The sequence below is a fragment of the Actinomycetota bacterium genome (assembly GCA_019347575.1).
GTDB lineage: Bacteria > Actinomycetota > Nitriliruptoria > Nitriliruptorales > Nitriliruptoraceae > JAHWKY01.
Genome location: JAHWKY010000033.1, coordinates 18,508 through 31,821, shown reverse-complemented (window position 1 = coordinate 31,821; position 13,314 = coordinate 18,508). Strand labels below are relative to the sequence as shown.

Annotated in this window: 10 protein-coding genes and 1 pseudogene; 5 read left to right on the top strand and 6 right to left on the bottom strand. The window is 70.0% G+C overall.

The features are described from left to right. The first annotated feature begins 129 nt into the window (after nt 1-129). From KY469_18155 to KY469_18140, 4 genes are all read left to right on the top strand, one after another. The gene (locus KY469_18155; protein ID MBW3665022.1) at nt 130-1,071 is read left to right on the top strand and encodes an ADP-ribosylglycohydrolase family protein; all 942 of its coding nucleotides are present in this window, start codon (nt 130-132) and stop codon (nt 1,069-1,071) included. Nucleotides 1,072-1,086: 15 nt separating this feature from the next. Continuing rightward, entirely contained in the window at nt 1,087-1,413 is a 327-nt protein-coding gene (locus tag KY469_18150; GenBank protein ID MBW3665021.1) for a hypothetical protein, read from the top strand. 83 nt (nt 1,414-1,496) lie between these two features. Continuing rightward, entirely contained in the window at nt 1,497-3,455 is a 1,959-nt protein-coding gene (locus tag KY469_18145; GenBank protein ID MBW3665020.1) for a hypothetical protein, read from the top strand. 20 nt (nt 3,456-3,475) lie between these two features. Next, nucleotides 3,476-5,026 (top strand): esterase family protein, encoded by a 1,551-nt coding sequence (locus tag KY469_18140; GenBank protein MBW3665019.1) that lies wholly within the window; start codon nt 3,476-3,478, stop codon nt 5,024-5,026. Here KY469_18140 and KY469_18135 read toward each other — a convergent pair. The 5 genes from KY469_18135 to KY469_18115 all read right to left on the bottom strand — a co-directional run bounded on the left by KY469_18135 (nt 5,016) and on the right by KY469_18115 (nt 10,617). Next, a complete protein-coding gene (locus KY469_18135; protein ID MBW3665018.1) occupies nt 5,016-6,176 on the bottom strand; it encodes a hypothetical protein in 1,161 nt (386 codons plus the stop codon). The two genes, KY469_18140 and KY469_18135, sit on opposite strands and share 11 nt — an antisense overlap. An 82-nt stretch (nt 6,177-6,258) precedes the next feature. Beyond that, entirely contained in the window at nt 6,259-7,155 is an 897-nt protein-coding gene (locus KY469_18130; GenBank protein ID MBW3665017.1) for a carbohydrate ABC transporter permease, read from the bottom strand. Between the two features lies 1 nt (nt 7,156). Then, the gene (locus tag KY469_18125; GenBank protein MBW3665016.1) at nt 7,157-7,999 is read right to left on the bottom strand and encodes a sugar ABC transporter permease; all 843 of its coding nucleotides are present in this window, start codon (nt 7,997-7,999) and stop codon (nt 7,157-7,159) included. A 116-nt stretch (nt 8,000-8,115) separates the two neighbouring features. Beyond that, nucleotides 8,116-9,168 (bottom strand): ABC transporter ATP-binding protein, encoded by a 1,053-nt coding sequence (locus tag KY469_18120; protein MBW3665015.1) that lies wholly within the window; start codon nt 9,166-9,168, stop codon nt 8,116-8,118. Then, a complete protein-coding gene (locus KY469_18115) occupies nt 9,169-10,617 on the bottom strand; it encodes an extracellular solute-binding protein (GenBank protein MBW3665014.1) in 1,449 nt (482 codons plus the stop codon). A gap of 135 nt (nt 10,618-10,752) precedes the next feature. Here KY469_18115 and KY469_18110 point away from each other — a divergent pair, with 135 nt between their 5' ends. Next, nucleotides 10,753-11,721: a quinone oxidoreductase gene (locus KY469_18110; protein MBW3665013.1), complete on the top strand. Its 969-nt coding sequence runs from the start codon at nt 10,753-10,755 to the stop codon at nt 11,719-11,721. Between the two features lie 264 nt (nt 11,722-11,985). On the opposite strand, the pseudogene KY469_18105 reads toward KY469_18110, so the two are convergent. Beyond that, nucleotides 11,986-13,302 (bottom strand): annotated as a pseudogene (locus tag KY469_18105) (DUF839 domain-containing protein). Nucleotides 13,303-13,314 lie beyond the last annotated feature (12 nt).

The following is a 13,314-nucleotide window of genomic DNA, read 5'->3' as shown; positions in this document are numbered from 1 at the left end:
TTCGAGCATGACGCGCCTCCTGCCACGTGGGGTTCGGGGAGCCTACGCCCACTGGGTTCGACGTCCGCGCAGCCGAGCCCTGCCGACCTCGGCTCGCCCGCCGCTCCCATCCGCGCCATCCTGGGTGGTATGTCCACCGTGCAGGAAGTGAAGCGCGACCGCTTCCGGGGTGCCCTCGTCGGCACCGCGGTCGGAGACGCTCTCGGCGCCCCGTTCGAAGGAGCTCCGCCACTCGCCCCCGGTGAGCTCGAGACGGTCACCGCCGACGACCGGCAACTGTCCTACACCGACGACACGGCCATGACCATCGGGGTCGCGACGTCGCTGCTCGCCCGTGGCGGCTTCGATGGCGCCCATCTCGCCGAGACCTTCGTCGAGGCGTACCGCCAGGAACCGTGGCGCGGCTACGGCGCGGGACCGCCCCGCATCTTCGCCCGTATCGAGCGCGGCGAGCCGTGGGACCGACCGGCCACGGAGCTGTTCGGCGGGAGCGGTTCGTACGGCAACGGGGCGGCGATGCGCGTCGCCCCAGCAGCGCTGGCGGCGCACCCGGACCTCGACGCCGTGGCCAGGTTGGCGGCTCAGACGGCGTCGGTGACGCACACGCACCCGATCGGCATCGACGGGGCGGTCGCGCAGGCGTGCGCGGTGAGTGCGCTGATCGGCTGGGAGATCGATGTGCCCGTCGAGGCAGCCGCGCTCACCGAGCGTGTGCGTCCGTTCGTCGCCACCGCCGAGTTCGAACATGCCCTCGACGCGGTCGTCGGTCTGCCCCGTGGTGCGACGCCTCAGAACCTCATCGCCACGCTCGGCAACGGCATCGAGGCACTGCGGTCCGTTCCCACGGCGTTGTACGTCCTGCTGCGTCATGTCGACTCGTTCGAGACCGCCGTCCGGTTCGCCATCAGCCTCGGCGGCGATGCCGACACGATCGGGGCGATGACCGGGGCGCTCGGGGGCGCGCTGCTGGGCGAGTCCGCCATCCCCTCTCCGTGGCGGGAGCGGGTCGAAGGCACGGCCCAGCTCCGCGAGCTGGCGGAGCGGCTGTGGGACCGCGCCAGCGACGACTGACGTTACGGTGGGGCCATGCCGGTGATCGTGTGCCCTCGCTGTGGCGAGGACGAGGAACTGAGCGGGCGTCGTGAGGACGGCCGCATCCTGCTCTCGTGCCAGCACTGTGGCGCCGAGTGGGACCGGGATGTCACGCCGCGCTGCAACGTGTGCGGCTCCGACGATCTGCACCCCGTGCACACCTCGACGATCGAGGAGGCGGGGCGCGGAGCTCAACGCACGCCGTCGGGCATCCGCATCGCGTACGTGTGCTGGTCCTGCGGGGCGCGTGACGCGACCTCGTCGGAACCGCTGCCACCGGCGCCAGGGTGGGAGAGCGCCGAGCCGGAACCGGAGTCGTAGACCGCGGGCAGGACCGCTCCGGGCGCGCGTCGAAGTCTCCGGTGTCGCGATCACTCCTGCGATCACTGCTGGGGGAGGCTCACGTGCTCGACCATCGCTCGTCCCCACTGCCCACGCGCGCGACCAGCGCGGGACTCGTTCTCGCTGTGCTCGGGGCGCTGCTGATCGCCTCGACGCACGACGCCGGCGGGCTGCTAGCGGGTTTCGGAGCCCGGACGATCACGCCGGTCGGCGATCCGCCCGCGGAGTGGGCCGACTACTTCACCCCCCACCCCGAGACGGGCGTGTGGGGCGAGCCCTACGAGGACCTGAACGAAGACGGCTGCTACAGCGGACTGACCAACGAGGACCTCGGCCCGCTCCTCGACGGCGAGCCGCCCAGCGGTGCCGCGCCGGAGCCGCACGTCGACCAGCCGTGGAACTCCACCGGTGACGCCTACGAGACCGGCGCCTTCAGCGTGCGGGGCGTGACGATCGTCGGCGACCCCGACTCGACCGGGAAGTGGGACGGCGTCTGGGGCAACGCGGGGTTCGGGGCGAAGTGCGCCACCGGGATGCACGACGACACGTGGGCCCGCGCGGTCGTACTCGACGCCGGGGGCACGACCGTCGCGATGGTCTCCCTCGACGTCGTGGGTCTGTTCAACATCGAGGTCCAGCGGGCACGGCAGGAGCTGACGGCCCGCTACCCGCAGATGCAGATCGACGAGCTGGTGGTGTCGTCGACGCACACTCACGAGGGCGTGGACACGATGGGCTACTGGGGCCAGCTCTTCCTCAACACCGACGGCAAGTTCCCGGCCTACCAGGCCTACTTGCGTTCACGGATGATCGACGCGATCCACGACGCCTGGACCGCGCGCGAGGAGGCGAGGGTCAAGTTCGCCGTCGGTGAGCAGCCGGTCCCCATCCGCGACTCGCGCCCACCCGTCGTGACCGACCCGGAGGTGCTCGCGGCCCAGTTCATCCGCGAGGATGGCTCGACCATCGGCACGGTCGTGAACTGGTCCAACCACCCCGAGGCGCAGGGCTCCAGGAACAGCTTGGTCTCCTCCGACTTTCCGCACGGCACTCGCGAGAAACTCGAAGCCACGCTGGGCGGGACGGCGGTCTACTTCTCCGGTGCGGTGGGCGGTCTGCAGACCCCCCTGGGGGTCGACATCCCCGGGTTCGGCAGCGACGTCTCGTGGGAGCGCACCTACGCCATCGGCGAGCGCGTCGCCGACTCGGCCATCGCCGCGCTCGCCGACGCCGAGGCGGTCGAGATCGACACGCTGGAGGCCTCGCGCCGCCAGTTCTACCTCGACTCCGACAACAACGCGCTGCGGGCCCTGAACGCACGCGGCATCTTCGACCTACCCACGTACGTCGGCGGGGCGTCGTGGGGGCCACCCGAACAGCATCAGGAGGGCGTCCGCGTCGAGGAGGTGGGGCCGCAGGGCAAGACCGAGATGGTGTTGGTCGACCTCGGACCCGCGATGTTCCTGACCGTCCCCGGCGAGCTATCGCCCGAGATCGAGCTCGGCGGCTTCGGCCGCCCGGACTGCCCCGAGGCGGACACGGGGCGTCCGTTCGAGCCCGCGTTCTCGGACCAGTACGAGCAGGAGTACCGCTTCGTGCTCGGGCTCGGCCAGGACGAGCTCGGCTACATCATCCCCGGCTACGACTTCCACATCCTGAAGGCTCCCGGCGACGTCGTCGGTGTCGGACCGGGCGTCGTCCCCGTCGGCGGTGTGGAGGTCGTGAGATGCGGCGAGAAGCACTACGAGGAGACCGTCTCGATCTCGAGCGTGTTCGCCCCGTGGGTCGCGTGCATCGGCAAGGAGCTGTCGGGCGCCGACCCGTGGGACATGACCGATCCCGAGAACGCGGCGTGCTCGCGGGACAACATGCACCTCGACCCCTACGGCGTCGAGGTGTCGGTGCCGCCGTTCCCCGGCGTCCCACTGCACCCCGAGGCCTACGACCAGCTGCACCCCGAGTACCGCACGCAGCTCGAGGCCGCGCTCAGCCACGGACACGGTCACGGACACGACCATTGAGCGAGGTGGCGCGTCGGGGCGTGGCCACGGTTGCGCGGTGGCGGCTGGCCGGCACCGTACTGCTCGCCGGCACCGTGCTGTTGGCGGTCGCCGGAGGCGGCGCGGCGCCGGCGGATGCCGGAGCTCCTCCGTCAGATCCTGCCGACGGCCTCACCGTCACGGGTTCGGACTCGGTCAGCGAGCGTCTCACCGAGTACACCGTCGCGAGTCCGGCGCTGGGGCGCGAAGCGGTCGTCCGGGTCCAGTTGCCGACCGGCTACCACGACGATCCCGACCGGCGCTGGCCGATGGCCCTGCTGCTCCATGGCCGCAGCGAGGACGGCACCACCTGGTCCGAGCGCACCGACCTCGAGCAGTTCGACGGGATGGTGATCGTGACGCCCGACGGTGGGCGCGTCGGCTGGTACACCGACTGGTACGACGACTCCTGCTGCGAGGTGCAGCGGTGGGAGACCTTCCACATCCGCGAGCTGCTGCCGTGGGCCGAGGCGACGTTCCGGCTCGCGTCGGGCAGGTCCCAGCACTTCGTCGCTGGCGTCTCGATGGGGGGCTTCGGGGCGATGAGCTACGCCGCCCGTCACCCCGACCTGTTCGGTGGCGCCGCGGAGCTGTCGGGGTTCGTGGACCTGATGCTGCTGGAGTCGTCGGGCGTCATCGGCGTCGACGGACAGACCTACCAGGTGGCGGGGGTCCCACCGGGCTCGATCTTCGGGCCCAAGGAGACCGAGGAGGTGCGCTGGCGCGGTCACAACCCGGTCGACCTCGCCGCGAACCTCGCCTGGACCGATCTGGTGCTGCGGCACGGCAACGGACTGCCCGGTCGCTTCGGTGGGAACCCCGACCCCGGAGAGGCGGGGATCCGCCTCACCGGCGTGAGCTTCCACGAGCGCCTCGACGAACTCGGTATCGAGCACCTCTGGGATGACTACGGCGATGGGGTGCACACCTGGCCGTACTGGGAGTGGGGCCTGCAGGTGACCTGGCCGCGGTGGCAGGCGATCGCGGCCGCCGCCTCATCCGACGTCGACGCTCCGTCCCCGTTCTCGTACCGGTCGATGGAGCCGGCGTGGTCGGTCCACGGCTGGGAGGTCGTGTTCGAGCGCGACGTCCTCGAGTTCGCCGAGCTCATCGAGGTGACGACGGACGGGTTCTCGCTGACCGGTTCGGGCCTCGCCAGGGTCACGAGCCCTCCCCGTTACCCGCCGGGGCTGCTGCACGACGTCGTGGTGAGCCGTGGCTCGGAGGAGCAGATCACGACGGTCGTCGCCGACGCGGCGGGGCAGCTGAGCTTCGAGGTCGACCTCGGGCCGTCGAACACCGTGCAGCAGTACACGCCGCCCGCCGACGCGCAGCAGGCGGTGCTCGGCGACGACTACTTCACGACTGCCGAGGTCACGATCACGCCCCGCCACGATCCGGGGATCACTCCGAGCGAGCCCGGGGACCGCGCGGCGCCGGAGCCACGCCGGGACGCGCCGGATCTGCCGACCACCGGCGGCGGCGCGATCCTCGTGGGGTTCGGGGCGCTGGCGGCGTTCGCGGCGCTCGCGGGGCGTGTGCTCAGCCGCTGAAGCGGCGGAAGCCGACGAAGTCGTAGCGGTCCCACGCCGACGGGTCGATGTGGCGCTTGATGGAGAGCACCCCGATCCCTTCGGTCGCGTTCATGGCACTGATGAACAGGTCGTGGCCGAGGTTCAGGCCGGTGTGACCCGATTCGCCCTCCTCGGCGCTGTGGAACGACACGAGGTCGCCGAGCTGGGCCATCTTGCCGGGCTCGAGCTCCTCGGGGCGCTTGGTCTCCTTGGTCTTGGCGAAGCCACCCTTGCCGTCGGGGACGTGCTTCTCGAACACGCCGCCGTTGAGGATGTAGCGGGCGACGTGGCGTCCCTTGGCATCGAACTCGTCGATCTCGACGACAGCGGTGCCGTCGGCGCTGAGATGCGCGAGCTCGGAGTAGGGGAAGTGCTTGAGCTGGCCGCCCGACTTGAGCTGCGGCTTGCCCCTGTGCACGGTGGCAGCAAGGTCGTTGGCCTGGTAACCCCACTGGCGATCGGAGCCGTAGAACGGGTACTTGGACTTGCCGATCGCCCCGCCCGACTTCGCCAGGTAGGCGTCCGCGACGAGCTTGTTGCACTTCCACCGGGTCTCGCCGAACGCCCCGGTGCTCCCCGCGACCTTGGGGTTACGCGCCCCGGCTGCGCCACCGCCAGTCTTCATCCACTGCTGGTTCTCGGGGGCGACCGAACCGGATTTCAAGGGCGACAGGTTCAGCTTCTCCGCGCTGTACACGATCGCCTTGAGCCGGGCAGGCATCTTCGCGAACGAGGGGGCCGTCACCATCTGCTGAGCGAGCTCGGCCGCGGCCTTGCGGAGACGGCCGTCGAAGCCCTTGTCGGTGCCGTCGGGGCCCTTGTCGCCGTGCAGCGCCGCGTAGGCGGTCAGGTTGTTCACCGCCGTGACCTCGCGAGTGCGACCCGCTTTCTGCAGCCTCACCAGCGCAGCCGCCCCGAACAGTTGCGAGAGGCCGAGGAACCGCTGCACGGTGGGGGCGGCCACGGATGGCGAGGTCTGGGCGACGGCCGACGTCGGGGCGCGCTGGAGCCCCACGAGCTCCGCGACGGCTGCGTTGCCGACCGTCCGCTGCAGCGAGGCGAGCCCGGCAGCATCGAAAGGGGCGAGCTGCGCAAGGTGCGTCGCCACCGACGACGACCGCAGGGGCATGCTGCGTATCCCGGTCATCCCCCTCCGGGAGGAGCTGGGCGCGTGCGTGACCGTCACGACGCTGATCTCTCCACCCCCCGGTTCAGCCCTTGACGGCTCCCATCGTGAACCCCGTGATGAACCGCTCGAGCATCAGGTTGAACGCGAACGCGATCGGCACGGCGACGAACACGGCGGCAGCCTGCAGCGACTGCCAGAAGAAGACGTCTCCGCGCACGAGCTCAGTGGGGACGCCGATCGAGATGGTCTTGTCGCTCGTCGCCGATACGAACGCGAGCGCGTAGATGAACTCATGGGCCGCGAGCGTGAACGCGAACACGACCACGGCAACGATGCCGGGGAAGGCCAGCGGTAGCGCCGTACGTAGGAACGCCCCGACGCGGCTGTAGCCGTCGACCATCGCCTGCTCCTCGATGTCGCGCGGTACGGTCCTGAAGAACCCGATGAGGAGCCAGACCGAGACCGGCACGGTGATTGTCGGGTAGACGATGACCAGCGACCAGATCGAGTCCTGCAGGCCCAGGAACACGACCATCCGCGACAGCGACAGGAACAGCAGCGACGGCGGGATGAGGTAGACGAAGAAGATCGCGATAGCGAGCGCTCCACCCCACTTCATGTCGAGCCGCGCCAGGCTGTAGGCGGCCGGCAGACCGATCGCCAAAGTGATCGCTACGACCAGCGCCCCGACGAGGAACGTGTTCCACACGAACGTCAGGAAGGCGGTGTCGAACAGCAGCAAGTCGACGTGCTGCAGCGTCGGCGCGTCGTTGAAGATGAACGGGTTGCTGTCGCGCGTGTACAGGTCGCTGTTGGCCTTGAACGCGGTGATGGAGCCGTAGAGGAACGGGAACGCGGCGAGCAACGCTGCCACGATCGCCGCCACGTACAGGCCCGCCCGGGTCAACACGCCACGACGTTCGGCACGACGACGGATGCGCGCGACGTAGACGGGGTCGGTGACGCTGGCCGAGCTCACGTCACATCACCTCCATGCGCTTCACTGCGCGCAGGATCGCGATCGCCGCCGCCAGCAGCAGCGGGAAGAGGAACAGCGCGATGGCGGCGCCCTCGGCGAGTTGGCCACCCTCGATCCCACGGAAGAAGGCCCAGCTCGTGAGCACCTGCGTCGCGTTGTTGGGCCCGCCCCGCGTGAGGACGAACACGATGCCCATGTCGGTGAAGGTGAGGATCGCCCCGAACAGCGTGGCCACCGCGATGACCGGCAGCGTCAGCGGGATGGTGATTTCCCACAGCTTGCGCCAGAACCCGGCGCCGTCGATGGCGGCCGCGTCGTTGATCTCGTCGGGGATCGCGATGAGGCCCGCCAGGATGATGATCGCGGCGACGGGCACGAGGCGCCAGACGTGCACGACGATGATCGACGACATCGCGAGGCCCGGGCGGCCCAGGTACAGCAGGTTGCCGTCGAGCAATCCGAGCTGGCGGAGGATCCAGTCGATGGGGCTGAAGATGGAGTCGAGCGTCCACAGCCACGTGATCGCGGCCACCGCGACGGGCGTGGTCCACGGCAGCAGGATCAGGAAGCGCACGATCCACTTGCCCCGGAAGTCGGCGATGAGGATGAGCGCCAGCACCTTCGCGAGGACCACGGTGAGGGTCATCGACACACCGGTGAAGATCAACGTGTTCCACAGCGACTGCCAGAACACGGGGTCGGCGAAGATGCGGCGGAAGTTGCGCAGGCCGACCAGGTCGATACTGGGATCTCCGACGGTGACATCGCTGAAAGCGAAGACGATGGCGAGGAAGAACGGGACCGCGACCAGCGCGATGATGTAGACGATCGCGGGCAGCAGCATCAGACGTGCCAGGACAGGTTCGTTGTCGGCCAGGCGCCGCCGCGGCGCCTGGGGCAGACGCGGTAGTGCGATGACGTCGACGCCGCCCGGGCGGTCGCTCTCGGGACCCGGGGCGCTCATCGGGAGTGGTCCCCGGAGCGCAGCGGCCGCGGCGCGGTGCGCTCGCCGGTCTCGTGGTCGAAGAAGCGCAGGTCCGAAGCGTGCACAGCGAACTCGTGCCCACGGTGGGCGTCGACCTCGGTGGTGATCGTCGACGGCAGGTTCGCGATGACCTTCGTCCGCTCGTCGAGGCCCGGGACCGTGCCGTAGACGTGCCGCTCGGAGCCGAGGTGCTCGACGCGTCCGACCTCGAAGGTGAAGCTCACCCGATCGTCGCCAACGACGTTCTCGGCCGGGAGGAAGGCCTCGGGCCGGAACCCGAGGATGTGGTCACGGCGGTCGACGAGGTTCATCGGGGGGGAGCCGATGAACGTGGCGACGAAGGTGTCCGCCGGGTCGGAGTAAACGTCCCGCGGAGGCCCGAGCTGACGCACACGACCGTCCGACATGACCGCGATGCGCTCGCCCATCCCCATGGCCTCGACCTGGTCGTGGGTGACGTAGATCGTGGTCGTGCCGATGCGTTCCTGGAACTCCTTGAGGTCGTCGCGCGCGGTGGCGCGCAGCTTGGCGTCGAGGTTGGACAGCGGCTCGTCGAGGAGGAAGACGCTGGGCTCGCGCACGAGCGCCCGGGCGAGCGCGACGCGCTGGCGCTCCCCGCCCGACAGCGCCCGGGGCTTGCGGTCGAGCAGGTGGGCGATGCCGAGCAGCGCGGCCGCCCAGGTGACCTTGCGCTGCCGCTCGTCCGCGGCGAGCTGCTCGGCCTTCAAGGGGAACTCGATGTTCGCAGCGACCGTCTTGTGCGGGTACAGCGCGTAGCTCTGGAACACCATGGCGACCTGGCGGGCACGTGGCGGGAGCACGTTGACGACGTTGCCTCCGATGAGCACCTCGCCGCTGGTAGGGCGCTCGAGCCCCGCGATCATGCGCAGCAGCGTGGTCTTGCCGCAGCCGGACGGGCCGAGGAGAACGAGGAACTCGCCCTCCTCGGTCGCGAGGTCGACCCCGTCGACGGCGCGGACGTCCCCGTCGAACGTCTTGGTCAGGTCGCGGACCTCGACGACGGCCATCTACGTCCCGCCGCCGACCAGGCCCTCCGCCCGCCACTTCTCGAACACGGCCTCGACCTGACCGGCCGCGGCCTCGACCGCCTCCTGGGGTGTCTGCTCGCCTCGCGCGGCCGAAGCCATCATGTTGGGGACGATGAAGGTCCCGAAGACCTCCCCGATGGCCGCACTCGCGGGACCGCGGTGACCGACGTTCGCGGTCCAGTCGAGAGAATCCTGCAGCACCACCAGCTTGTCCGTGGCCTCGCCCTCGAGCGCGAACGGATCCTCGGCGAGCCAGTCGTTGAGCTCCGGGACGAGGTCAGCGAACGCGGGGAAGTCGTACAGCTCCGACTCGAAGGTGGCCGACTCGAAGTTCGCGGTGTAGTGGAGGAGGAACTCCTTGGCGTTGTCCACGTTCGCCGAGAACTCGGGCACGATCCAGTTGTACATCACGTGCTGGGCCGCGAGCGCCGCGGCCGGCCCCTCAAGAGCTGGCACGAAGTGCACGTCCTGAGCGGTCTCCGGCACGTCCTTCTGCGCCGTCCGGTAGGCCGAGATCGAGTTGAGGATGTAGCTGAGCTGACCGGCGATCAGGCCCTGGTTGTTGGACGCCGCGGTCCAGGCGAACACCTCCTCGGTCATCGCCCCCTCGAACAGTCGCCTCATGTAGTCGACCGCGTCGATGGTCTCCGGCGAGTTGAGGACGACGTTCTCCTCCTCGTCCTGGATCGCGCCGCCGAACGACCAGATCATCGCGCGGGCGGCCATGTTGGAGTCGATCTCCTGGGACATCCCGATGCCCATCTGCACGCCCTGGTCCGCCCGGATGCTGCTGCCGCCCTCGAGCAACTCGTCCCACGTCGACGGCCCGTCGGGGAAGCCGGCAGTCTCCCACAGGCTCTTGCGGTAGTCGCCCGGATCGGGCACCCAGCCCGGGGCGTAGGCGTAGAACTTGCCGGTCGTCGGGTTGAAGCTGGAGTTGCGGCAGACATCGTTCTGCGCCCCGAAGCGGCTCTCCGCCTCCTCGGTGACGTCGGCGAGGTCGACCACCGACTGCTCGAACTGCGGCAGCGGGGCGATGTACTGCATGAGGTCGTGTCCCGATCCGGACTGGATCTCGGCGGCGATGCGCGCCGGCACGTCGGCGACGGCGATGTGATCGACCGTGACGTTGACCCCCACCGAGTCGCCCCACTCCTGCGCGAAGCCGTCGAACCACTCGTCGTGGCGGGGCACGAAGTGGCTCCACAGCAGGATGCGCAGCTCACCCGACAGCTGCGTGCTCGGTTCGGTGAACGTCGTCGTCGGGCTCGGCGCGCTCGTGCCGGTGGGCTCGACGGCGACATCGTCGTCACCGCCGCACGCCGCTGCGAGAGCGGCGAACGCGGCGCTCTTGAGGAACGTACGGCGGGTGAGGTAGAGGCGGCTACGTGGATCGAAGGTGAAATGCGGGACGTCGTGGCGTGACACGGGCGGCTCCTTCCCCTCTAGGGGGCAGCCACCCTCGCGGGCGCCGCCCGAGGATGGAACGGACCTTAAGCGCGAACCCGGCACCCGTGTCAAGGGGTCGAACGGTAGGGTGATGCCGCCCGAGGGGAGGTCCCGATGCGAGCCGTCCAGGTGCGCGATCACGGCGGTCCCGAGGTGCTCGGCATCGAGGAGGTAGACGTCCCCGAGCCCGGCCCGGGCGAGGTCCGGATCGAGGTCGCCGCGGCCGGGGTCAACTTCATCGACGTGTACTTCCGCACCGGCGCCTACCCCGCGCAGCTCCCGCTCGTGCCGGGTGTGGAGGCTGCCGGCACCGTGAACGCGGTCGGCCCCGACGTCACCGCGCTGTCGGTCGGCGATCGTGTCGCTCATGCGTTGGTGCCGGGTGCCTACGCCGAGCAGCAGGTCGTCGCAGCGGACCGGCTCGTTGCGGTCCCTGACGAGATCGAGCTCGAGACCGCGGCGGCCGTGATGCTGCAGGGGATGACGGCCCACTACCTCAGCAACGACGCCTTCCCGCTCGGCGAGGGCCACACCGCGCTCGTGTACGCGGCGGCCGGCGGGGTCGGGCACCTGCTCGTGCAGCTCGCGGCGCGACGAGGCGCGCGGGTCATCGGCACCGCCTCCACAGACGAGAAGCTGGACCTGGCTCGAGGGTTCGGTGCTGACGATGTCGTTGCCTACACCGACGTGGACATCGTCGACGCCGTGGACGAGCTGACCGGCGGGGAAGGTGTGGATGTGGTCTACGACTCGGTCGGCGCGACGACCTTCGACGCCAGTCTGGAGTGTCTGAGGCCCCGCGGCTGTCTGGTCCTCTACGGCCAGTCGTCGGGTCCGGTCCAGCCGTTCGATCCCCAGACCCTCAACCGCAAGGGGTCGCTGTTCCTCACGAGGCCATCGCTGGCGCACTACACCTCCGACCGCGGCGAGCTCGAGCAGCGTGCCGCCGATGTGTTCGGCTGGATCGCAGCGGGCGAGCTCGACGTCCGCATCGACCGCTCGCTGCCGCTCGCCGAGGCGGCCGAGGCGCACCGTTACCTCGAGGGCCGCAGCACCCGGGGCAAGCTCCTGCTCGTGCCGTGAGCAGCCACGCCGAGCGCGGAGTAGGGGAAGTGCTCGAGCTTGCCGCCAGCCTCGAGCTGGGGCTTGCAGCACCGGAGCCGGCTGCTAGCCGTCCGTGCGTCGGCCGCGTCGGCGGAGGGCGGCAGCGGCAGCGACCACCCCAGCCGCGAGGGCGAGACCTCCGCCTGTGGTCGGCAGGGACGGTCCGCCGGTCCCCCCGCCATCGGGCGCGGGCGGTGACGTCGGCGGTGATGCCGGTGGCGCGACCGCCTCGCGGCCCTCGACGAACGGTCCGGTGACCTCGTAGGTGATGCCCCACACCGCGCCCCGCTGGCTGTTGAAGTAGAGGCGTGATCCGTCGGGGTTGAACGCGAGGCCGGTGATCTCGGACTCCGTCGGGATGTCGCCCACGGGGATCGGCCCCACGTCGGTGCCAGGTGCGGGGTTGTCTCTCCCGTGCTCCGGACCGGTGGCGCGCGCGAGGGGCGCGACGACACCGTCCGGGGTGATCAGTACCACCTCCATGTTGCCGCCGTCCTCCGCGACGAGGATGTCGCCGGTGAAGCTCGACACGATGATGTTGTCGACGCCCTGCAGCACCGGCTCGTCGAAGTCGTCATCGTCGTAGAGGATGCCCAGACGCTCCGCGGCGATGTCGAGGTCCCACACGCGGTTGTCGCCCTTGGTCGTGATGTAGACGTGGCCGCTGTCGTACCAGCAGCCCTCGCCGCCGTCGAAGTGGGCGGCGTCGACCTGCTCGCGGGTCTCGACGGGATCGCCGCCCGGGTCGGGGATCTCGATCCAGCTCACTCGCCCGTCGGCGGCGACGACCGCGGCCTCGAGCAGCCCGGCCGACAGGTCCGGCCACGCGCTCGGGGTGTAGCGATAGAGCAGGCCGCCGATGTCGCCCTCGTCCTCGTCGTGGCCCTGGTCCTCGGTGAGGTAGAGGTGGCGGCGCTCGGGGTCGATGGCGACCATCTCGTGCTTGTACGAGCCCATGGCGTCGTGGACCTTGACCTCCTGGTCGGCGTAGGGCACGAGCGGATCGACCTCCCACACCCGCCCCGCGTCGCCGGGCTCGATCTGGAACTCCTCGCACGACAGCCACGTGCCCCAGGGGGTCGGGCCGCCGGCGCAGTTGGAGCGGGTATCCCCGAGCACGCGGAACGCGTCCACGATGTTGCCCTCCGGGTCGAAGCGGATCGAGCTCGCCCCGCCGATGTGAGGGTCGTTGAGGCCCGGCTGGTCGCTGGGAACCGGGTTCTCGGAGTTGCAGCAGTAGACCCAACCGCCGTCGTCGGTGGGGAAGCAGTGCCCGCCGTCGGGCCAGATGTGCCACAAGTAGCCGCTGAGCCCGACCGGCAGGTTGCTGCGCGCGACGACACGCGAGGTGAAGCCCTCAGGGAGCATGAGCCCGTTCGCATCAGGCGGCTGGAGCGAGCCGTACGGGCCGTCGCCGATGGTGAGCTGGGACTGCTGCGCGTACGCGCGCCTCCAGAAGGTTGGCCCGAGCGCGAGCGTGCCCGACGCGGCGACCCCGGCCTTGAGGAAGCCGCGGCGCGACACCAGCGCGCGCTGGACGACGAGCGGCGTGCCCGACATCGGTGATCCTCC